At 73.1% G+C, this 19,237-nt stretch carries 21 protein-coding genes and 1 riboswitch; of the genes, 11 read left to right on the forward strand and 10 right to left on the reverse strand.

Translation table 11 applies throughout. From position 1 onward, the window contains the following. Positions 1-2 precede the first annotated feature (2 nt). The 5 genes from ACFQPD_RS10325 to ACFQPD_RS10345 all read right to left on the reverse strand — a co-directional run bounded on the left by ACFQPD_RS10325 (position 3) and on the right by ACFQPD_RS10345 (position 3,938). Positions 3-1,601, reverse strand: coding sequence for a uroporphyrinogen-III synthase (locus ACFQPD_RS10325; protein ID WP_385900549.1), 1,599 nt, complete (start codon positions 1,599-1,601; stop codon positions 3-5). A gap of 13 nt (positions 1,602-1,614) precedes the next feature. Continuing rightward, positions 1,615-1,914 carry a glutaredoxin family protein gene (locus tag ACFQPD_RS10330; protein WP_068750179.1) on the reverse strand — a complete coding sequence of 100 codons (300 nt, stop codon included), beginning with the start codon at positions 1,912-1,914 and terminating at the stop codon, positions 1,615-1,617. Beyond that, positions 1,914-2,015: a 30S ribosomal protein bS22 gene (locus ACFQPD_RS10335; protein WP_042842924.1), complete on the reverse strand. Its 102-nt coding sequence runs from the start codon at positions 2,013-2,015 to the stop codon at positions 1,914-1,916. The genes ACFQPD_RS10330 and ACFQPD_RS10335 overlap by 1 nt, the downstream gene beginning before the upstream one ends. Positions 2,016-2,121: 106 nt before the next feature. Then, positions 2,122-2,913, reverse strand: a complete 792-nt coding sequence (proC, locus tag ACFQPD_RS10340) for a pyrroline-5-carboxylate reductase (RefSeq protein ID WP_068750176.1) — start codon at positions 2,911-2,913, stop codon at positions 2,122-2,124. Beyond that, a complete protein-coding gene (locus tag ACFQPD_RS10345; protein WP_141680009.1) occupies positions 2,910-3,938 on the reverse strand; it encodes an aspartate-semialdehyde dehydrogenase in 1,029 nt (342 codons plus the stop codon). Before ACFQPD_RS10345 ends, proC begins: the two co-directional genes overlap by 4 nt. 58 nt (positions 3,939-3,996) lie before the next feature. Between ACFQPD_RS10345 and ACFQPD_RS10350 the strand changes: the two genes are divergently transcribed. Genes ACFQPD_RS10350 through ACFQPD_RS10360 form a run of 3 tightly spaced genes read left to right on the forward strand, consistent with a single transcriptional unit; the run spans position 3,997 to position 5,305 of the window. Further along, complete coding sequence (locus ACFQPD_RS10350) at positions 3,997-4,536, forward strand: universal stress protein (protein ID WP_385900553.1); 540 nt, start codon at positions 3,997-3,999, stop codon at positions 4,534-4,536. Beyond that, positions 4,527-4,952: a fluoride efflux transporter FluC gene (locus tag ACFQPD_RS10355; protein WP_385900555.1), complete on the forward strand. Its 426-nt coding sequence runs from the start codon at positions 4,527-4,529 to the stop codon at positions 4,950-4,952. The genes ACFQPD_RS10350 and ACFQPD_RS10355 overlap by 10 nt, the downstream gene beginning before the upstream one ends. Then, the gene (locus ACFQPD_RS10360; RefSeq protein WP_385900557.1) at positions 4,949-5,305 is read left to right on the forward strand and encodes a fluoride efflux transporter FluC; all 357 of its coding nucleotides are present in this window, start codon (positions 4,949-4,951) and stop codon (positions 5,303-5,305) included. Before ACFQPD_RS10355 ends, ACFQPD_RS10360 begins: the two co-directional genes overlap by 4 nt. A gap of 4 nt (positions 5,306-5,309) precedes the next feature. Here the strand turns inward: ACFQPD_RS10360 and ACFQPD_RS10365 are convergent, their stop codons facing one another. The 3 genes from ACFQPD_RS10365 to ACFQPD_RS10375 are packed head-to-tail and all read right to left on the reverse strand — an operon-like array spanning position 5,310 to position 7,778. Next, the gene (locus ACFQPD_RS10365; protein ID WP_385900558.1) at positions 5,310-6,074 is read right to left on the reverse strand and encodes a CPBP family intramembrane glutamic endopeptidase; all 765 of its coding nucleotides are present in this window, start codon (positions 6,072-6,074) and stop codon (positions 5,310-5,312) included. Next, positions 6,071-6,979 (reverse strand): proline dehydrogenase family protein, encoded by a 909-nt coding sequence (locus ACFQPD_RS10370; protein WP_353082469.1) that lies wholly within the window; start codon positions 6,977-6,979, stop codon positions 6,071-6,073. Before ACFQPD_RS10370 ends, ACFQPD_RS10365 begins: the two co-directional genes overlap by 4 nt. Further along, positions 6,966-7,778: a sugar phosphate isomerase/epimerase family protein gene (locus ACFQPD_RS10375; protein WP_385900560.1), complete on the reverse strand. Its 813-nt coding sequence runs from the start codon at positions 7,776-7,778 to the stop codon at positions 6,966-6,968. Before ACFQPD_RS10375 ends, ACFQPD_RS10370 begins: the two co-directional genes overlap by 14 nt. Positions 7,779-7,864: 86 nt before the next feature. Here ACFQPD_RS10375 and ACFQPD_RS10380 point away from each other — a divergent pair, with 86 nt between their 5' ends. From ACFQPD_RS10380 to ACFQPD_RS10390, 3 genes are read left to right on the forward strand one after another with little or no spacing between them, the layout of a single operon-like run. Next, positions 7,865-8,503, forward strand: coding sequence for a VOC family protein (locus ACFQPD_RS10380; RefSeq protein ID WP_068750161.1), 639 nt, complete (start codon positions 7,865-7,867; stop codon positions 8,501-8,503). A gap of 31 nt (positions 8,504-8,534) precedes the next feature. Continuing rightward, complete coding sequence (gene radA, locus ACFQPD_RS10385) at positions 8,535-9,917, forward strand: DNA repair protein RadA (RefSeq protein WP_353081433.1); 1,383 nt, start codon at positions 8,535-8,537, stop codon at positions 9,915-9,917. Next, positions 9,914-11,032 carry a HEAT repeat domain-containing protein gene (locus ACFQPD_RS10390; protein WP_385900562.1) on the forward strand — a complete coding sequence of 373 codons (1,119 nt, stop codon included), beginning with the start codon at positions 9,914-9,916 and terminating at the stop codon, positions 11,030-11,032. Before radA ends, ACFQPD_RS10390 begins: the two co-directional genes overlap by 4 nt. On the opposite strand, the gene ACFQPD_RS10395 is transcribed toward ACFQPD_RS10390, so the two are convergent. Continuing rightward, positions 10,987-11,742 carry a HEAT repeat domain-containing protein gene (locus tag ACFQPD_RS10395; RefSeq protein ID WP_078920091.1) on the reverse strand — a complete coding sequence of 252 codons (756 nt, stop codon included), beginning with the start codon at positions 11,740-11,742 and terminating at the stop codon, positions 10,987-10,989. The two genes, ACFQPD_RS10390 and ACFQPD_RS10395, sit on opposite strands and share 46 nt — an antisense overlap. A 132-nt stretch (positions 11,743-11,874) precedes the next feature. Between ACFQPD_RS10395 and ACFQPD_RS10400 the strand changes: the two genes are divergently transcribed. From ACFQPD_RS10400 to ACFQPD_RS10420, 5 genes are all read left to right on the forward strand, one after another. Next, the gene (locus ACFQPD_RS10400) at positions 11,875-13,551 is read left to right on the forward strand and encodes an ABC1 kinase family protein (protein WP_385900563.1); all 1,677 of its coding nucleotides are present in this window, start codon (positions 11,875-11,877) and stop codon (positions 13,549-13,551) included. A gap of 37 nt (positions 13,552-13,588) precedes the next feature. Further along, complete coding sequence (disA, locus tag ACFQPD_RS10405) at positions 13,589-14,626, forward strand: DNA integrity scanning diadenylate cyclase DisA (RefSeq protein WP_385900564.1); 1,038 nt, start codon at positions 13,589-13,591, stop codon at positions 14,624-14,626. Between the two features lie 49 nt (positions 14,627-14,675). Next, positions 14,676-14,782: riboswitch (TPP riboswitch) on the forward strand. Positions 14,783-14,814: 32 nt separating this feature from the next. Next, positions 14,815-15,867: a thiamine ABC transporter substrate binding subunit gene (locus tag ACFQPD_RS10410; protein WP_068750151.1), complete on the forward strand. Its 1,053-nt coding sequence runs from the start codon at positions 14,815-14,817 to the stop codon at positions 15,865-15,867. Further along, complete coding sequence (locus tag ACFQPD_RS10415; protein ID WP_068750149.1) at positions 15,846-17,510, forward strand: iron ABC transporter permease; 1,665 nt, start codon at positions 15,846-15,848, stop codon at positions 17,508-17,510. Before ACFQPD_RS10410 ends, ACFQPD_RS10415 begins: the two co-directional genes overlap by 22 nt. After that, complete coding sequence (locus ACFQPD_RS10420; RefSeq protein ID WP_385900565.1) at positions 17,504-18,478, forward strand: ABC transporter ATP-binding protein; 975 nt, start codon at positions 17,504-17,506, stop codon at positions 18,476-18,478. The genes ACFQPD_RS10415 and ACFQPD_RS10420 overlap by 7 nt, the downstream gene beginning before the upstream one ends. Positions 18,479-18,508: 30 nt before the next feature. Here the strand turns inward: ACFQPD_RS10420 and pgsA are convergent, their stop codons facing one another. Beyond that, complete coding sequence (gene pgsA, locus ACFQPD_RS10425; RefSeq protein ID WP_385900566.1) at positions 18,509-19,183, reverse strand: phosphatidylinositol phosphate synthase; 675 nt, start codon at positions 19,181-19,183, stop codon at positions 18,509-18,511. Between the last annotated feature and the right edge of the window lie 54 nt (positions 19,184-19,237).

Below are 19,237 nucleotides of genomic sequence, written 5' to 3' on the forward strand. Positions count from 1 at the left end.
GACTAGACGCTCGGGTCGACGGGCTTGCGCCGCTTGCGACGCTTGCGCTGTGACGGCTTGGTGACCGGGAGGCCGGCGGCCACCTGGTCTGCCCGCCTGCGGTCCGCGAACCGGGCCAGGGACTCGGCGAGCGACTCGAAGGTGGGCGCGTCGGCGACGACGTCGACGCGGAGTCCGTGCATCTCGCAGGCCGCGGCGGTGGCGGGGCCGATGGCGGCGACAACCGTGGCGGCGTGCGGTTTGCCCGCGATGCCGATCATGTTGCGCACCGCGGTGGCCGAGGTGAACACCACCGCGTCGTACATGCCGGTCTTGATGTCGTCGCGGACCTCGGGCGGCGGCGGGGCGGCCCGGACGGTGCGGTAGGCCGTGACCTCCTCGACGTCCCAGCCCAGGCGGCCGAGGCCCACGAGGAGCGGCTCCACGGCCACGTCGGCCGAGGGAACGAGCACGCGGTCCAGCGGGTCGATGAGGTTGTCGTACGCGGGGAACTCGGTGGCCAGCGCGCCCGTGGTGTTCTCCACCACCGGCGTGAGGTCCGCCACGAGGCCGAGGCGCGCGAGGGCCTCCACCGTGCCGCGCCCCACGGCGGCGAGGCTGATGCCCGACAGCGCGCGCGAGTCCAGGCCGTACTCGGCCAGCCGGTCGGCGATCGCGGTCACGGCGTGCGGCGAGGTGAACACCACCCACAGGTAGCGGCCGTCGACCAGCCCACGCACCGCCTTCTCCATGGCCTGTTCGGTCCGGGGCGGCTCGATGGACATGGTGGCGACCAGTTCGGTGGTGGCGCCGTAGTGGCTCAGTTCCTCGACGAGCGGGCCGAGGTCGTCCTTGGTGCGCGGCGCGATGATCCGCCAGTCGAAGAGGGGCTTGCCCTCGAACCAGGCGAGACGCTGGCGGCGGGAGTCCTCAATGCCGGGTCCGACGATGAAGTAGCACTCCCCCGCGTCGGCCACGTCCACGTCGGCCCAGCTGACGACCTCGCTGACCTGGGCCGTGGTGCCGACGCCGACCATGCTGAGGCAGGTGCCGGTGAGCCCGTAGCGGAGGGCCGCCTGGGTCGCGACCTCGTGCGAGAGGGCGCCCCGGGTCCGGACCACGAGGGTCTCGGCGGACGGCCAGGCGTCGATCCCGGGGACCTCGCGCGTGGCGTCCAGCGCGGCGAACGCGGCGGTCGCTGTCACTCCCCCGAAGGACAGTGCCGCGCTCCAGCGCGTGACGCCGGGCACGACGTTGGCGCGGATCCCCGCGGCGGCCAGGACCTCGGGCAGCACCCCACCGGCGTCGGCGTCGGTGAAGTAGTCGCCGGCGTGCAGCCGCACCACCTTGCGCCCGCGCGCGACCGCGCCGAGGATGTCTGCCACCTCGTCGTCGCTGCCCGACGGCTTGATCTCAGCGTGCGCGGGGGCCAGCGCCCTGACCTGCTCCACGTCGGCACCGGGGTCGACGATGATGAGGTCCGCGAAGCGCATGGCGCGCGACCCCGACAGCGTGAGCAGCCCGAGGTCTCCCGGACCGGACCCGACGAACGTGACCGACCCGCCCGACGGTTCGAATTCCGGCGGGGTGGCCGGTGAGGTGGGTTCCAGAGGCTGGGTCACTGCGGGTTTCCGTTCAGGGCTGGTCGGCGAGAGCCGGTGTCCACTCGACTGGCATATCCCGTGGGGCCGGCGAGGCCAGCGCCGCACGCAGTGCCGATTCGTCGACGACCCAGTAGCTCAGCAGCCGCTGATCGACGAACGTGACCGGCACGTGATCGGTGTATCCGGCCCGGAGCGCCGCGTCGGTGTCGACGTCGACGGCGCGCCAGGCCACCCCCAGGTCCTCGCACGTGGTGCGGACGACCGACTCGGCCTCCACACACAGGTGGCAGCCCGCGCGGGTCAGCAGGAGGACCCTGGAGGGTCGGGTCACTACTTGCCGGCGCGACGACGCTGAATGCGGGTGCGCTTCAGCAGCTTGCGGTGCTTCTTCTTGGCCATGCGCTTGCGGCGCTTCTTGATGACAGAGCCCACTGTTCGCCTTTCCTCACCGGGAAGACCCGGATGGTACGTGTACGTCCGGCCGTGAAGCGGCCAGACTCTGAATCTTAACTGTTCGCGGTGGGGATCGACCAATCCCTCATCGCGACATCTCGCGTCCGCGCTCCGCGCACGCCTCGACGGCGGCCAGGAACGCGGCCCTGACGCCCCGCTCGTCGAGTTCCCGCAGCGCCGCCGCGGTGGTCCCGGCCGGTGAGGTGACCTGCTCGCGCAGCGCCGCCGCCGGGGTGCCGGTGGCGAGCAGCGCGGCGGAACCGACGAACGTCTGGACGACCAGCTCGGTGGCCTCGGCGCGGGTCAGCCCCTGGTGCACGCCGCCCTCGATCATGGCGTCGGCAATATAGAAGAGGTACGCGGGTCCCGATCCGGACAGGGCCGTGAGCGCGTCGATCTGCTTCTCAGCAATGACGACGCTGCGCCCGACGGCGTCCATCAGCCCGCGCACGGTGTCGACCTGATCCGCGGAGGCCGCGGTCCCGGGCACGATGCCCGCCATGCCCTGCCCGACGAGGGCGGGGGTGTTGGGCATGACCCGGACCACCGCGGTGCCCTCGGGCAGCGCCGCCTCCAGCTGGGCCACCGGGGTGCCGGCCGCGATCGACACGATCAGCGGCGCGGCGCCTGCCAACCCGCCCGCCAGCTCGCCGAGCACGCCGGCGATCTGATGCGGTTTCACGGCCAGCACGACCACGTCGGACCGCGCCGCCTCCGCGAGGTCGACCGCGCGCACGCCGTGGCGGGCCTGGATCGCGTCGGCGCGCTCACGCACGGGCTCCACGACGGCGAGGTCCGCCGGCGCGTGCCCGGCGCCGAGCCAGCCGGTGAGCAGCGCCTCGCCCATCGCGCCGGCGCCGACCAGGGTCAGCCTCATCGGACGAGCAGTTCGGCGATCTGGATGGCGTTGAGCGCGGCACCCTTGCGGAGGTTGTCGTTGCTGATGAACAGCACGAGCCCTCGCTCGCCCTCGACGCTGCGGTCCTGGCGGATGCGCCCGACGAACGACGGGTCCTGGCCGGCGGCCTGCAGCGGGGTGGGGACGTCGGCCAGCCGCACGCCGGGGGCGCCGTCGAGCGCCGCGCGGGCCTGCTGGGGGGTGATGTCGCGCGAGAACCGGGCGTGCACCGAGAGCGAGTGCCCCGAGAAGACGGGCACCCGCACGCACGTGCCGGCGACGAGCAGCTCCGGAAGGTGGAGGATCTTGCGCGACTCGTTGCGCAGCTTCTTCTCCTCGTCGGTCTCGCCCTCGCCGTCGTCGACGATGCTCCCGGCGAGCGCGACGACGTTGTAGGCGATCGGCGCCACGTACGGGGCGATGTCCGCCGGCTGGAAGGCGGACCCGTCGTGGGCCAGGACCCGCGGGTCCTCGATCTGGCCCAGCTGCGTCGCGAGCGCCTCGACGCCCTTGATGCCCGAGCCGGAGACGGCTTGGAAGGTGGTGACCTGCAGGGCCTCGAGCCCCGCGAGGTCGTGCAGAACCTTCAGCACGGGCATGGCGGCCATGGTGGTGCAGTTGGGGTTCGCGATGATGCCCAGCTCGGCGCGGGCGACGTCCTCGGGGTTGACCTCGGACACCACCAGCGGGACACGCTCGTCCATGCGCCACGCCGACGAGTTGTCGACGACGGTCGCCCCGGCGTCGGCCACCCGCGGCGCCCACTGCTTCGACGTCGAGCCGCCGGCGGAGAACAGGGCGACATCCAGACCGGCGAAGTCCGCCTTCTCGATGTCCTCGACGGTGATCTCCGCGCCGCGCCACGGCAGCGTCGTGCCGGCCGACCGCGCCGAGGCGAAGTACCGGATCTCGTCAACGGGGTAATCGCGCTCCTCCAGAAGGCGGCGCATCACGCCGCCGACCTGCCCGGTCGCGCCAAAGACTCCAACTCGCATGCGGCGCAGTCTACGCGGCGGGCCGGGGGTAGTGTTCGACGCGTCCCACCCCCCGCAGGAGGCCCGCATGCGTCAGGTGCCCCAACCCCATCCGTCCCGGATCACCCCCTTCGCCGGCAGCGACGTGGTGGTCGGCGTCACCCCGGACCAGCCCGAGGTCGTGGTCCTGACGGCGGCGTCGCTCGCCCAGGCGCAGGGTGGCACTCTCTACTGCGCGTACGTAGATCCGGCCCGGGTGGTCGAGCACGAGTTCCCGGACGGGACGGTCCGCCACAGCGACCTCAACCCGGATCTCGCCGACGAGGACCAGTGGAGAGCGCGCGAGGCGGACCTGACCGCCGCGATCCGCGACCTGCTGGCGGGCTCCCCGGTCCCGTGGCGGTTCCGCTACCTCGCCGGCCGCCCCGACCGCGCGCTGACCCACCTGGCGCGGGCGGTCGACGCGGCGGTGATCGTCGTCGGCACGAGGCGGCCCGGCGCGTCGGGCCGGTGGCACGAGTTGCTGGAGGGCGCCGTCGGGACGCATCTGGCGCACCACCAGCACCGGCCCGTCCTCGTCGTGCCAACGGCCGTGGTCGACTGGAAGACCCCGCTGGAATGGCACTGAGCGGCCGCCCGGCGCACCTCGACCCTCGGCGCGTCGCGCTGGTCGCGGCCGGCGGCACCATCGGGGCCGGGCTCCGTTCGGCGATCGGCAGCGTGACCGGAGGCTCCCCGCTGGGGATCCCCTGGCCGACGCTGGCGATCAACGTCGCGGGCGCGCTGGCCCTCGGTCTGCTGGTCGAGGTGCTGGCCGCGACCGTCCGCGAGCCTCGCCGGCGCCAGTCGCTGCAGCTCGCGCTGGGCACCGGGCTGCTCGGCGGCTTCACCACGTACAGTGCCTTCGCGGTCGAGACCGCCACCCTCGCCGCCCACCGGCCCGCCCTGGCGGTGGGCTACGCCGGCGGCAGCCTCGTGCTGGGCTACCTGGCCGCGGCCGCGGGCATGTGGCTCGGGCGGCGCCTCCCCGGGGGGCGGCCGTGACGTGGCTGTGGGTGGCGCTGGCCGGTGGGCTGGGCGCCGCGGCCCGCTACGTGACCGACGGATTGCTCTCGGCGCGCGGCCCCCGCGGGTTCCCCATCGCGACCCTGACGATCAACGTGCTTGGATCGTTCGGCCTGGGGCTGGTGGCCGGCGCCCTCGAGGTGGGGACGCTCCGCGCGGTGCTGGGCACCGGGTTCCTGGGCGGCTTCACCACGTTCAGCACGGCCAGCGTCGAGCTGGTGCGCGTAGTCCGCTCGGGCCGACCGTGGATGGCCGTCACCCTGGCGCTCGCCATGCTGGCGCTCGCCCTCGCGGCCGCCGTCGGTGGGCTCACCCTGGGCGCGGGGCTGTGAGGCTTCAGGAGAACCAGGCCGTGACCACGGGCAGCAGCGGGGCCCCGAGGAACGCCGCGATGTCGAGCAGCGAATGCGTGATGACCAGCGGCATCACCCGGCGGATCCGCAGATAGAGCCAGCCGAACACGAGCCCCATGACGAGGTTGCCGAGGAAGCCGCCGAATCCCTGGTAGAGGTGGTAGCCGCCGCGGATGAACGCGCTGACGACGACGATGACCCACATGCGGCCACCGGTCTGGGTCCAGCGCGTGAAGAGGTAGCCGATCATGAGCACCTCCTCCAGCACCCCGTTCATGATCGCGCGCAGTACGAGCACGGGCACGGTCCACCAGGCGGCGGCGAGGTTCGCCGTGCTCACCTGCGTGTTGATGCCCAGCTCGACGGCGGCGAGGTAGAACGCGAGCCCGGCCACCCCGATGACCGCGAAGACACCGACTCCCCACCCCAGGTCGAACCCGGGGCGCCGCAGGTCGAAGCCCATGACGCGGAACGGGCCCTCGTCCGGGCGGCGCTGCGTCGCCAGCAGATGCAGCGCGAGCACGACCGGGATCAGCGGGAACGTCAGCCACGCCAGCTGGTAGGCCAGGTCGAGCCATGGCCGGTCCGGCGTGGCGCTGGTGTTGATGGCCGTGGTCTGCTGGTTGAGCGGGGTCGGGCGCGTCAGCTTCTCGATGATCGACAGCACGGCGTAGACGGCCGACTGCCCCAGCGACAGCAGCAGCACGATGCCGATCTCGGCGCGGAGCCGACGGTCTCCCACCCTCATCGCTTGTCGGCGATGGCGCGCAGGTAGCTGAACAGGGTCCGCGGGCGGGCCGCGATGCGTGTGGTGAGGTACTCGAACCACGCAGGACCGAACGGGACGTACGTGCGGGACCGGTAGCCGATGTCGGCCAGGCGGCGCTGCTCGAGCGGGCGCACGCCGTAGAACATCTGGAACTCGAACTCGTCCGCCCCGACCGCGTTGCGGCGGGCGAGGTCCTGCGCGATGGCCACGAGCGTCGGGTCGTGCGAGGCCAGCATCGCGTACCCGCCGTGCTCCATGACGGTGCGCAGGCAGCGGACCAGAGCCCGCGACTTCTCCTGCTCCGAGTCGTACCCGGCGCCCGGGGGCACGGGGTAGGAACCGACGCACACGCGCACCCGGGCTCCTTCGGCGGCGACCGCGGCCGCCTCCCGTTCGGAGCGCCGGATGTCCGCCGGGAGCGTCAGGCCGATCCGGTCGCAGTGCTCGCGCGCGTCGCGCCACAGCCGCAGCGTCGCGTCGTACTCCTCGGTGCCCTGCATCTCCAGGGTGACGACGGCGCCCGCGTCGCGGGTGACCGCGCAGAGGTCCTCGAGGCGCGCCCGCGCACCTGCGGCGTCCACCCGGAGCCCGAGCGACGACGGCTTCACCGAGACCTCGACCCCACGGGCGGTCTCACCCAGCGCCGCGACGGTGTCGATGAGCATGCCGGTGGTCTCGGTCTCCGCATCCGAGCGGGGCAGATAGGCCAGGGACACCAGCAGCCCCTGGCCGGTGAGCGTCCGCGCGACCTCGACGGCATCGGGGATGCCCTCCCCCGCGACGTACGCGCGGGCGAAGTCCTCGGCGGCGCCAGACCCCACGGCGGCGCCCTGCACCCGGCGGGAGCGGATGAATCCGCGCACCGCGGTGTTAAGACGCGACATCTGCCCTCCTCGCTGCGCCCTTGGCGATGACGGAGCGGATGGTGGCCAGCGAGTCGCCCAGCAGTTCCTCGCGCTCGTGGCGGGAACGGGCGCGCCGCGTGGACACCTCGAGCACCATGTGGCCCGTGAAGCCGGAGACCGTCACCTCCTCGACGACCTGCCACGCCGCCTGGTCCCCCTCACCGGGCAGGAGGTGCTCGTCCTTGAGGGAACCGCGGCCGTCGGTGAGGTGCACGTGCGCCAGCCGGTCCCCCCAGGCGTGGACCAGGTCGAGGGCCTGGCGCTGCGCCGTCGACGCGTGGCTGAGGTCCAGCGTCAGGTGGTCGTAGTCGTACGGGGTGGGGTCCCAGCCGGGCAGGTACGCCTGGAAGTGCCCGGCGGGGGTGCGCCACGGGTACATGTTCTCGACGGCGAACGTCACGTCCATCTCGTCGTTGAGCCGCTTGATGCCGGCCACGAACTCGGCGCCGTACTCGCGTTGCCACCGGAACGGGGGGTGCACCACGACCGTGTCGCCGCCCAGCCGGCTGACCGCCTCCCCGGAGCGGCGCAGCTTCTCCCACGGGTCCGATCCCCAGGTGGTCTGGGTGACCAGGAGGGTCGGCGCGTGCACGGACAGCACCGGGACCCCGTGGTAGCTGGAGAGCTTCTCGACCGCGTCGATGTCGATCGACAGCCCATCGACGCCCACCATCAGTTCGACGCCGTCATAGCCCAGGCCCGCGGCGAGTTCGAACGCGCTGGAGGATGCCTCGGGGTAGACCGAGGTGGTCGACAGGAGGACCTTCGACGTGGACACACGGTCACCCTACCCGCCTCGCCCGGTGCGTCCCCCGCTGCCAGGCCGATTAGTGGTTTCGGGCTTGTCGGGGCGAGAATGTGGCCATGCACGTCGACCATCTGATCTTCGCGACCGGCCCCGACGGCCTCAAGGCAGAGGCAGCCCGGCTGGCCGACGCTCTGGGCACCGACTTCAAGGATGGCGGCTTCCACCCGCGGTTCGGCACCCGGAACCACATCATCCCCCTGGCGGACGCCCGCTACATCGAAGTGGTCGAGGTCCTCGACCACCCCGCCGCCGACAAGGCCGCGTTCGGCCAGGCCGTGCGTGCCCGCTCCGAGATGGGCGGCGGCTGGATGGGCTGGGTCGTCAGCGTCCCCGACATCACGCCGTTCGAGCAGCGGCTGGAGCGCGCAGCCGTCCCCGGCCTGCGGCACTTCCCGGACGGTCGGCGCCTCGAGTGGGTGCAGATCGGCATCCGCGGCCTCATCGCCGACCCGCAGCTGCCCTACTTCCTGGAGTGGAAGTCCGACGAGTCGCTTCGGCCCGCCGCGCTGCGCGGTGACGTCCGGCTGACCCAGGTGCAGATCTCCGGGTCCGCGGACCGGCTGTCGGAGTGGCTGGCCGCCCCCGTCGCCGACGAGATCGACGGGGTCCACCTCGACCTCGTGGCGCCGCACGGCACGCCCGGCATTTCCAACGTCACCTTCGAATCGCCGACCCGGGGCACCGTCACCATCTAGGACTGTCCGACCCTCCGCCTAAGCTCACCCCGTGGCGAAGAAACAGGACACCTACCACTGCACCGAGTGCGGTTGGACGAGCGCGCGCTGGGTCGGCCGCTGCGCCGAGTGCCAGGCGTGGGGCACCGTCGTCGAGCGCGGCGCGCCGAAGCTGCGGCAGGTGTCGTCGTCGGTGCCCACCGACGCGGCCGTGCCCATCTCACAGGTCCCCACCGACACGGCCGTCCGGCGCCTGACGACCATCGCCGAACTCGACCGCGTCCTGGGCGACGGACTGGTGCCCGGCGCGGTCGTGCTGCTGGCCGGGGAGCCGGGCGTCGGGAAGTCCACGCTGCTGCTCGACGTCGCGGCGAAGTGGGCCCGCTCCGGGCAGACCACGCTGTACATCTCCGGCGAGGAGTCCGCCTCGCAGGTGCGGCTTCGCGCGGAGCGCACGGGCGCCGTCGACGATGCGCTGTACCTGGCGTCGGAGACGGACCTCGGCACGGTGCTGGGTCACATCGAGACCGTCAAGCCGAGCCTCCTGGTGCTGGACTCCGTGCAGACGGTCGCCACGGCGGAGGCGGACGGCGCCCCCGGCGGCCCGGCCCAGGTCCGCGAGGTCACCGGCGCCATCGCCCGCGTCGCCAAGCGCGAGGACATGGCCGCCATCATCGTCGGCCACGTCACCAAGGACGGCTCCATCGCCGGCCCGCGGACGCTGGAACACCTCGTCGACGTGGTGCTCACCTTTGAGGGGGACCGGCACTCGGGCTTCCGGATGGTGCGCGCCACCAAGAACCGCTTCGGCCCCGCCGACGAGGTGGGGTGCTTCGAGATGAGCGAGACCGGGATCGTCGAGGTCCCGGACCCGTCGGGGCTGTTCACGACGGCGCACTCGGAGCCCACGCCCGGCACCTGCGTCACGGTGACGATGGAGGGCAGGCGGCCGCTGCTGGCGGAGATCCAGGCCTTGGTGGCGCCGTCGCCGTACCAGTCCTCGCCGCGGCGCACCACGCACGGGCTCGACACGTCGCGCATCGCGATGGTGTTGGCGGTGTTGGAGCGCAAGGCCCGCCTGCCTCTCTCCCAGCACGACGTGTACGTGTCGACGGTGGGCGGCGCCCGGGTGACGGACCCCTCGGTGGACCTGGCGGCCGCCGTCGCCATCGCGTCGGCGGCGCTGGACCGGCAGCATCCGCGGCGCCTGCTGGCCCTCGGCGAGGTGGGCCTCGCGGGCGACCTGCGCCGGGTGCCAGGCGTGGAGCGTCGCCTGGCGGAGGCGGCCCGGCTCGGCTTCGAGCTGGCACTGGTGCCGACGGGCTCGCGCGACGTGACCGTCAAGGTCCCGCGCCTGGGCGGGCTGCGCGTCGTGGAGGTGCCGTCGCTGGCCGACGCGCTGGGCGTGCTGGACCTGCGTCGCGGCGGTCAGTGACGTTGGAGGCGCTGCGCATCGGCGAGGTGGCCCGCCGCACGGGCCTCACGCAGCGCACGCTGCGGCACTACGACGAGTTGGGGCTGCTCGTGCCGAGCGATCGGTCCGGCGCCGACTACCGCCTCTACTCCCACGACGACCTGGTGCGGTTGCTGGCGATCCAGCATCTCAAGTCGCTGGGGCTGTCGCTGGCCGAGGTGCGCGACGCCTTGGACGCGCCGGGCGGGGACGCGGCGTCTCTGCTGCGGCGCCACGCCGAGGACGTCGAGCGGCGCATCGTCGCCGAGCAGGAGTTGCTGGCCCGCCTGCGGTCGCTGGCCAGGGCGGCCGAGGCCGGATGGGACGAGGTTCTGGACGCCATCGCCTTGAGCGAGCGGCTCCGCCATCCGGAGCCCGCCGTCCGCTTCCGCGCGGCGCTCACGGGCCACGCGACCGCTCCTTTCGACGACCTGGTGGAACTGCTGCGCTCGGATCCCGAGCCCGGGGTCCGGGAGGCGGCCACCTGGGCCCTCACGCAGCAGCCCGATGGGGCGGTGGACCGGTTGAACCAGGCGCTCGCCACCGGCGACGACCAGTCCCGCCACGCCCTGGCGCACGTCCTGGGCAAGCTGCGGGACCCGGCGGCCGTGCCGCTGCTGGCCCGGCTGCTGCGCGACGAGGCAGTGGAGGTGGCGGCGAAGGCCGCCTTCGGCCTCGGCCAGATCGGCGGGGCCGGCGCCGTCGACGCCCTGATGGGGGCGCTGGGCGACGCGCGCTCGCTGGTGCGCGACGAGGTCGCGGCCGCCCTGGCGCGCGTGGACGGGGCGGACGAGCCGCTGCTCGCCGCCGTGACGGATCCGGCGCCGACGGTCCGCTCGCTGGCCGCGGAGGTGCTGGGGCTCCGCGCGTCACCCGGGAGCGGGCCGGCCCTCGCCGGGCTGCTGCACGACCCGGACCGCGAGGTCCGGTTCGCGGCGCTGATGGCCCTGGGCCAGATCCCGGGCGACGCGGCCGGGCGCGCCATCGAGGGCGAGGTCGATTCCCCCGACGAGCACACCCGGCTGCTGGCCCGCCGCCTGGTGGCGGACCGTCAGGCCTTCGCGGCCCCGCGGGCCCGGAACGCGCGGGCCACCTGAGCGACGACCGGGTCGCCGGCGGCGGCCAGGCGCTCGAGCGCACCCGCGGCCGCCTCGGGCAGCTGGCCGAGGGCCGACACGGCCGCCAGGCGGACCTCCGCGTCGACGTCGGCAGCCGCGCCCTCCAGGGCCTCCACCGCCGCGTCGGCGTCCGGCTCGCCGATGTGGCCCAGCGCCTCGGCCGCATGGGCCCGCACCTCGGCATCGCCGTCGCTCAGCGCGACGACGAGGACGGGAACGGCCGCCGCGCCCAGGCGGTGCATCGCCGTGGTGAGCGCGTCGCGCTGCAGCGCCTCCCCGTCGCCGAGCCGGGCCGCGAGCGCGTCGGCCGCCTCGGGCCGGCCCGTGTTGGCCACGGCGCGGTAGGCCTTGATGGCCACGTCCGGGTGCTCGTCGGCGACGAGCGGTCGCAGGTCCTCGAAGTGCGCCGGGTCGCCGATCTTGCTGAGGACGTGGGCGGCCGTGCGGCGATCGGACGGATCGCTGCTGGTGAGCATGGCCAGCAGGTCGTCGGCCGCCTCGTCGGCGTGCTGCACCAGCGCCCAGGTGAGGTCCTCGCGGATGCAGGAGTCTCGCTCCACGCGCAGGCGCCCGACCAGCGCGGGGCTGATCGCGGGATCCGCGGCGGCTCCGAGCGCGAGCGCGGCCTGCCGCCGTGCGCTGCCGTCGTCGTGGGACAGGGTCTGGATGAGGGTCGTGACATCGGTCATGTCGACGACGCTAAACCTTGACGTCGCGGCAGGGTCAAGTCGCGCGGCGGGCGGGTCCGCTCGCCCCCGCGGCGCCACGGCAGAGTCGCACTGGGCTAGCGTGGTGCCCAGAAGCGATCACCGAGGAGAACGATGCCCGACGTCGCCATGATGACCCAGTTGGGTGGCCTGCTGATCCGGCACCTCAAGGCCTTCAACACCGACGCGTCCCCGCTGCCCGGGGAGACACCCGACGAGGCGGAGACCGAGGACGCCGAGCAGTTCACCGACGCGCTGGAGAAGCTGGGCCCCACCTTCATCAAGTTCGGGCAGCTGCTGTCAACCAGACAGGACCTGTTGCCGCCGGCGTACACCGAGGCCCTCTCCCGGCTACAGGACGACGTCGAGCCGGTGCCGAGCGAGGAGATCCGCGCCCGGATCGAGGAGTCGCTGGGCGCCACCGTCGGCACGCTGTTTCGTGAGTTCGACGACTCGCCACTCGCGTCGGCTTCGCTGGCGCAGGCGCACCGGGCGGTGACCCGCAACGGCCGCGACGTCGTCGTCAAGGTACTCAGGCCGGGGGTTCGCGACCAGGTGAAGAGCGACCTCGAGTCGCTGTCGGAGCTCGCGGACTTCGCGGACGCCAACACGCCCATCGGGCCCCGGCTGGGCGCGGCCCGCATGCTGGCGCAGTTCCGTCGGTCGATGGCCGACGAGCTCGACTACCGCAAGGAGGCCGCAAACCTGGACCTGTTCGGCGAGCTCGTGCGCGACGAACCCGACCTGCTGGTCCCGTCCTACATCGCCGACTACTCCAGCGACGACGTGCTGACCCTCGAGTTCGTGCCGGGGAAGAAGATCACCGACGTCGGGCCGCTGGCCATGCTGGACGTCGACGGGCAGCGCCTGGCCGCCGCGCTGTTCCGGTTCATGCTGGGGGCGATGCTCGTCGACGGCATCCTGCATGCGGACCCGCACCCGGGCAACCTCTTCCTGACGCCCGACCACCGGGTGGCGATCCTCGACGTCGGCATGGTGGTGCGGCTGCCCAGCCGGCTGCGCAGCGCCCTGGTCAAGCTCCTGGTGGGGATCGGCGACGGCGACGGCGAGGGCGTGGCGACCATCCTCGCCGCCATGGGCCACCCCACCGAGGACTACGACGCGGCCGCCTTCCGCGACGAGGTCTCCCACCTCGTGTCCTCGACGCTGTCGATGGGCGCCGACCTGCAGGCGGGCAGTGTGCTCATGCAGCTGGCGAGGCTCTCCGGCACGCACGGGCTGCGGCCGCCCGCGGAGATGACGCTCATCGCCAAGGCGCTGCTCAACCTCGACCAGGCCACGCAGCACCTCGACCCGGCCTTCACGCCGCTGGAGGCCATCCGTGACAACCTGCCCACGATCCTGGCGGCCGGACTCACGCCCTCGGCCGGGCAGGCGCTGCTCGGCACGATCGAGGGCAAGGAGTTCCTCGAGCGTCTCCCCCGCCGCGCGAACCGCGTGCTCGACGCCCTCACGGAGGGCGAGCTCGCGTTCAAGATCGACGCGTTCGACGAGTCGCGGGCCCTCATGGTGCTGCAACAGGTGGCCAACCGGCTGGCGACGGCGGTGATCCTCGCGGCCGTCACCGTCGCGGCGGCGCTGCTGATGGTGGCCGACGTCGGGCCGCGGTTCCTCGGATACCCGGCGCTGGGGATGGTGTTCTTCCTCATCGCGGCCGTCGGCGGCCTGTGGATGGTGGCGCGCATCATGTGGCACGACCGGCCGTTCCGGCGCACCGTCAAGCGGCAGGAGCGGCGCGCCCGCCTCTCGGACGACGCGACGCGGCGCTAGCGCCCATACACTGGGCTGAACCCAGGGGGAGGTGTCGGTGCCCAAGTCGACCGTACGTCGCTATCTGAAGCTGCTCGCGCCCGGTACGCCCCTGCGCGCGGGCATCGACCGGATCCTCCACGGCGGCACGGGGGCCCTCGTGGTGCTGGGCAACAACAATCGGGTCCAACAGGTCTCCTCCGGCGGGTTCCAGATCGGCGTCGAGTGCACCGAGCAGGCACTACGGGAACTCGCGAAACTCGACGGCGCCATCATTCTGTCCTCCGACCTCAGCCGGATCGTGGCCGCGGGCGTGCACCTGGTCCCGGCCGGCGACCTGCCGACCGCCGAGACCGGGACGCGACACCGCTCCGCCGACCGCACGGCCCAGGCCGCCGGTGTTCCCGTGCTCACGGTGTCGGCGTCGATGTCGACGATCTCGCTGTTCATCGACGGTCGGCGGCACGCCGTCGAGACGGTGCCTCAGGTCATCAGCCGGGCCAACCAGACGCTGGCGACGCTGTCGCGCGTCGTCACGCGGCTGAGCGACCTCATGGACCAGTTCACCGCCCTGGAGCTAGGCGAGCAGGTGACGCTGCGCGACCTCACCCACGTCGTGCACCGGCTGGAGCTGACCCGCCGGCTCTCGGCCGAGATGCAGTTCCACGCCGACGTGCTGGGCGTCGAGGGACGCATGGTGGCCATGCAGCACGCGGAGCTGGCCTCGGCCTTCGACGGCGTGGCCGAACTGCTGACGGAGGACTACGCCGCCAACCTGGAGGACCCGGCGGAGTTCGACCTCACCCGACTGCACAACTTCGCCCCCGAGGAACTGTTCGCCGCCCAGCTCGTGGCGCAGCGGTTGGGTTTCGGCGGCAACGCCAACCTGGAACAGGGGCTCACCACCCGCGGGATCCGGCTGCTGACCAAGGTGGGGCGGCTGCCGTCGCCGCTGGTCACCCGCCTCGTCGAGCGCTTCTCGCTGCAGGAACTCTTCGGAGCCTCGGTGGCGGACCTCATGGAGGTCGAGGGCATCGGGCCGCTGCGCGCCCGGCAGATCCGCGACGCGATGCTGCGGATCGCCGAGACCAACTGACCGGGCTCCGGACCCCGCCGCGATGGCGGGTGGGCCGGGTATAGGCTTGCGCCGAACACAGGGGAGCGCCACAGGGGCGCTGAGAGTGCGGGCACACCGCAGACCCTCGAACCTGACCCGGTTAGCACCGGCGTAGGGAGTGGGAATTCTCCTCGGCATGCGCCGAGCCTGTCGAAAGGAGAATCAGCATGGATCGACCCGTCCGGACCCTCGCCGCCGTCGCGGCCGCCCTGGCGCTCGCCGCATGCGGCAGCGGCACACCGGCGGCCAGCCCGTCGCCCGACGGCTCATCGGCGCCGACCGAGACCGACACCCTCACCGTCTTCACCCACGACGCCTTCACGCTGCCTGAGGAACTCACCGAGCGCTTCGCCGACGAGACGGGCTACGAGGTCACCTACACCACGCCCGGGGACGCCGGCGCGCTGGTCAACCAGCTCATCCTCACCAAGGACTCGCCGCTGGCCGACGTCGTCGTGGGCATCGACAACACCTTCAGCTCGCGCGCCGCCGACGAGGGGGTCCTGAGCCCCTACGTCTCCCCCGCCGCCGCGGAGGTCCCCGCCGAGTTCCAGGCGCCCGACCTGACGCCCGTCGACTACGGCGACGTGTGCATCAACGCCGACACGACCTGGTTCGCCGAGCAAGGCATCCCCGTCCCCGCGACGCTCGACGACCTGACCAAGCCCGAGTACCGCGACCTGCTGGTCGTCACGAACCCCGCGTCGTCGTCGCCGGGGCTGGCGTTCCTCATCGCGACGGTCGGCGCCAAGGGCGACGGCTGGCTGGACTACTGGGCGCAACTGAAGGACAACGGCGTGAAGGTCGCGGCCGGTTGGACCGAGGCCTACTACACCGACTTCTCCGGCGGCGGCGGCGAGGGACCGCGCCCGCTGGTCCTGTCCTACGCGACGTCCCCGGCGTTCACCGTCGAGGGCGACGAGTCGTCGACGACGGCGCTGCTCGACACCTGCTTCCGGCAAGTCGAGTACGCGGGCGTCGTGGCGGGCGCCGAGAACGAGGTGGGGGCCCGGAAGTTCATCGACTTCCTCCTCAGCCCGGAGGTCCAAGCCGCCGCGCCCGAGAACCTCTACATGTTCCCCGTGCTGCCCGGCACCGCCCTGCCCGAGGTCTGGGCGCGGTTCGCCGTCCTGCCCGAGGAGCCGATCGAGGTGCCGCAGGAGCGCATCGGCGCCGAGCGCGACGAGTGGATCCGGGCGTGGACCGACGCCATGAGCTGACCCGGCTCGGGTGGCGGACGGGCTGGGCGGTCGCGGCCGCCGTACCCGCCGCCTTCCTCGTCGTGTTCTTCGCGTGGCCGGCCGCCGCCCTGGTCGCCCGCGGCTTCCACGACGGGTCGGGGTGGACGCTCGACGGGGCCGCCGCCGTCCTGCGGTCGCCGCGGACGTGGCAGGCACTCGGGTTCACGCTCGGCGCAGCGACGGCGTCGACGGTGGCGTGCCTGGCGCTCGGTCTGCCCGGCGCGGCGCTGCTGTTCCGCCGGCGCTTCGCCGGGCGCGACGCGCTCCGCGCGCTCGTGACCATCCCGTTCGTCCTGCCCACCGTGGTGGTGGGCGTCGCGTTCGGGGCGTTGCTCCGTTCCGACGGGCCGCTCGGCTGGACGGGCCTCGACGGCACCCCCGTCGCCATCCTCGCCGCGATGGTGTTCTTCAACTACTCGGTCGTGGTCCGCACCGTCGGCACGTTCTGGGCCAGGCTCGATCCCCGGCTCGCCGACGCTGCGGCCACACTCGGCGCCGCGCCGTCGCGGGTGTTCCGCACCGTGACCCTACCGACCCTCGCGCCGGCCGTGCTGTCGTCGGGCTCGCTGGTCTTCCTGTTCAGCGCCTCCTCCTACGGCATCGTCATGGTCCTCGGCCAGACGCGCTACCGCACGATCGAGACGGAGATCTGGTTCCTCACCACCCAGCTGCTCGATCTGCCGGGCGCAGCGGCCCTCTCGGTGGCCCAGCTGGTCATCGTCTCGGTCCTGCTGTGGCTGAGCGGGCGGGCCCAGTCGTCGCTGACCCGCGCGCTGCGGCTGCAGCCCGACGTCGCCGCCGCCCGGCCCCTCGCGGCGTGGCGCGACTGGCCGCTCGTCGCCGTCACCGGGGTGGTCGTGCTCGGGCTGCTCGGCCTGCCGCTGGCGACCCTGATGTGGCGGGCGATCGCCCCAGGGGGGTCGCCGTCGCTGGACAACTTCCTGCTGCTGGGCGGCGACACCGGCCTCGGCGCCGGCGTGGGCGAGGCGCTGCGCACGTCGCTGGTCACCGCGACGGCCGCCACGGCGATCGCCGTCAGCCTCGGAGTCCTCGTGGCGCTCGTCACGTCGCGGAGACCCCGGCGCAGGGGTGCCCGCCACGCCCTGGCCACCCTGGAAGGGCTCTTCCTGCTGCCCCTGGGCGTGAGCGCCGTCACTGTCGGGTTCGGCTATCTCATCACCCTCAACCGGCCGCCCCTCGACCTGCGCTCGAGCATCGTGCTGATCCCCATCGCGCAGGCGGTGGTCGCGCTCCCGCTGGTGGTGCGCACGCTGCTGCCCACCCTGCGGGCGCTCGACCCGCGACAACTGGAGGCGGCCGCGACGCTCGGCTCGAGCCCGCTGCAGGTGCTGCGCCGGATCGAGCTGCCGCACCTCGCGCGTGGCCTGGGGCTCGCCGTCGGCTTCGCGTTCGCGACGTCGCTGGGCGAGTTCGGCGCAACGTCCTTCCTCGCCCGCCCCGACAACCCGACCCTGCCCGTCCTCATCTTCCGCGCCTTCGGCCGCCCCGGCGCCGACAACTACGGCATCGCGCTGGCCGCGTCCGTGGTGCTGGCAGGATTGGCCGGGATCACGATGGCGCTCGCCGAACGCGTGCGCCCCAAGGAGGTGGCCACATGGTGAGCGGGCTCGAGGTGTCCGACGCGGTGGTGCGCTACGGCTCGGTGACGGCCGTCGACGGCGTCACCCTCGCCGTCCCGCCGGGCCGCGTCGTCGCGCTGTTGGGCCCCTCCGGGTCGGGCAAGTCGACTCTGCTGCGTGCGGTCGCCGGGCTGGAGCCCCTCGCCTCCGGCAGCATCCGGTGGGACGGTGAGGATCTCGCCGACGTCAAGGTGCATCGGCGCAACTTCGGGCTCGTGTTCCAGGACGCCCAGCTGTTCCCCACCATGACCGTGGGCCGCAACATCGCGTACGGGCTGAGCCGCTGGGACCGGGCGGCGCAGCGGACCAGGGTCGCGGAGATGCTGGAGCTGGTGGGGCTGCCCGGGTTCGAGGACCGCCGCGCGACGGAACTCTCCGGCGGGCAGGCGCAGCGGATCGCGCTGGCGCGCTCGCTGGCGCCGTCGCCGCGGGCGCTCCTCCTGGACGAGCCGCTCTCGGCCCTGGACACCGGGCTGCGCCGCCGGCTGGCGGAGGACCTGGCGCGCATCCTCCGGGAGACCCACACCACCGCCATCCACGTCACCCACGACCATCAGGAGGCGTTCACCGTCGCGGACACGGTCGCGGTGCTGCAGGAGGGTCGTCTGCTGCAGATCGACGACCCGGACGCGCTGCGCCGCACGCCGTCGAGCAAGGACGTCGCGGCATTCCTGGGGTTCCGGGCCTTCGTGACGCACCAGCAGGCACACGAGCTGGGCTGGTCCGGCACGCTGCCCGTCGGTGCGGTGCTGGGGATCGGGCCGAGTTCGCTGGTGCTCGACGACACCGGCGTCGAGGTGCCGGTCGTCGACCAGGGCTACACCGTCGAGGACGTCGAGATCGGCGTGCGGCTGCCGGACGGGCAGCGCGCCGTCGTGTCCGCGCCCGAGCGGGTGGAGGGTCCCACCGTGCGGGTGCGGCTGATCGGCGGCGCGGTCACGCCCGCCTGAGGGGCGCCGGCAGCGACACGAATAGCAGCCCTACTCCGCGATCGGGCCGCTCAGGGAGTCCGAGCCACGAGTTCGACGGCGTGTCGTGCCGGGGTGGCGGCGCGGGGCGGACGCGGCGGAAGCGGCCCAGGCGGCGGCGACACGCTGCGCCACGGTCACGGCGCTGCCTGCGGCGACGACCCCCAAAGCCAGCGTCAGGACCCACAGCGGGGCTCCGAGGTCGACGGCGACCGCCGCCACCCCTGCGACGACCAGCCGATCGGCGCGCTCGAAGATGCCCACCGACGCGTCCCAGCCCTCAGCCTCGGCGCGCGCCCGCGCGTAGGACACCACGAAGCCCAGGACGAGCGCGGCGAGCGCGCACCACAGGGTGGCGACGTCGCGGCCCGCGGCCCAGACCGCCAGGGCCGCGAACACCGCGCCGTCGGCGATGCGGTCCATGGTTGAGTCGATGAACGCCCCGAACCGCGTCTGCCTGCCACCGGCACGCGCCATGGTCCCGTCCAGGCCGTCGGCCAGCAGGAACACCCCCACGACGGCGAAGCCGGCGATCCACTCGCCCCGCGGCAGGAACCACAACGCAGCCAGGACCACCCCGAGCGTCCCCGCGAACGTCACGGCGGTCGGCGAGAGCCCGATCCGCAACAGGAATCGGGCCAGGGGGGTCAGGGCGCGTCCATACGCGCCACGCAGAAACGACAGCACCTCACCACCCTAGCCAGCTGCACCGGCGGTCAGGCGACGGCCCGCCGAAGTGAC

This window comes from Tessaracoccus sp. O5.2 (assembly GCF_964266725.1).
Classification (GTDB): Bacteria; Actinomycetota; Actinomycetes; order Propionibacteriales; family Propionibacteriaceae; genus Arachnia; species Arachnia lapidicapta.

Coding starts and splice junctions, on each gene's coding strand:
- proC (WP_068750176.1), bottom strand. CDS start 2,913: ATGAGGCTGACCCTGGTCGGCGCCGGCGCGATGGGCGAGGCGCTGCTC.
- ACFQPD_RS10350 (WP_385900553.1), top strand. CDS start 3,997: ATGCGTCAGGTGCCCCAACCCCATCCGTCCCGGATCACCCCCTTCGCC.
- ACFQPD_RS10355 (WP_385900555.1), top strand. CDS start 4,527: ATGGCACTGAGCGGCCGCCCGGCGCACCTCGACCCTCGGCGCGTCGCG.
- ACFQPD_RS10365 (WP_385900558.1), bottom strand. CDS start 6,074: ATGAGGGTGGGAGACCGTCGGCTCCGCGCCGAGATCGGCATCGTGCTG.
- ACFQPD_RS10370 (WP_353082469.1), bottom strand. CDS start 6,979: ATGTCGCGTCTTAACACCGCGGTGCGCGGATTCATCCGCTCCCGCCGG.
- ACFQPD_RS10380 (WP_068750161.1), top strand. CDS start 7,865: ATGCACGTCGACCATCTGATCTTCGCGACCGGCCCCGACGGCCTCAAG.
- ACFQPD_RS10395 (WP_078920091.1), bottom strand. CDS start 11,742: ATGACCGATGTCACGACCCTCATCCAGACCCTGTCCCACGACGACGGC.
- ACFQPD_RS10400 (WP_385900563.1), top strand. CDS start 11,875: ATGCCCGACGTCGCCATGATGACCCAGTTGGGTGGCCTGCTGATCCGG.
- ACFQPD_RS10410 (WP_068750151.1), top strand. CDS start 14,815: ATGGATCGACCCGTCCGGACCCTCGCCGCCGTCGCGGCCGCCCTGGCG.
- ACFQPD_RS10420 (WP_385900565.1), top strand. CDS start 17,504: ATGGTGAGCGGGCTCGAGGTGTCCGACGCGGTGGTGCGCTACGGCTCG.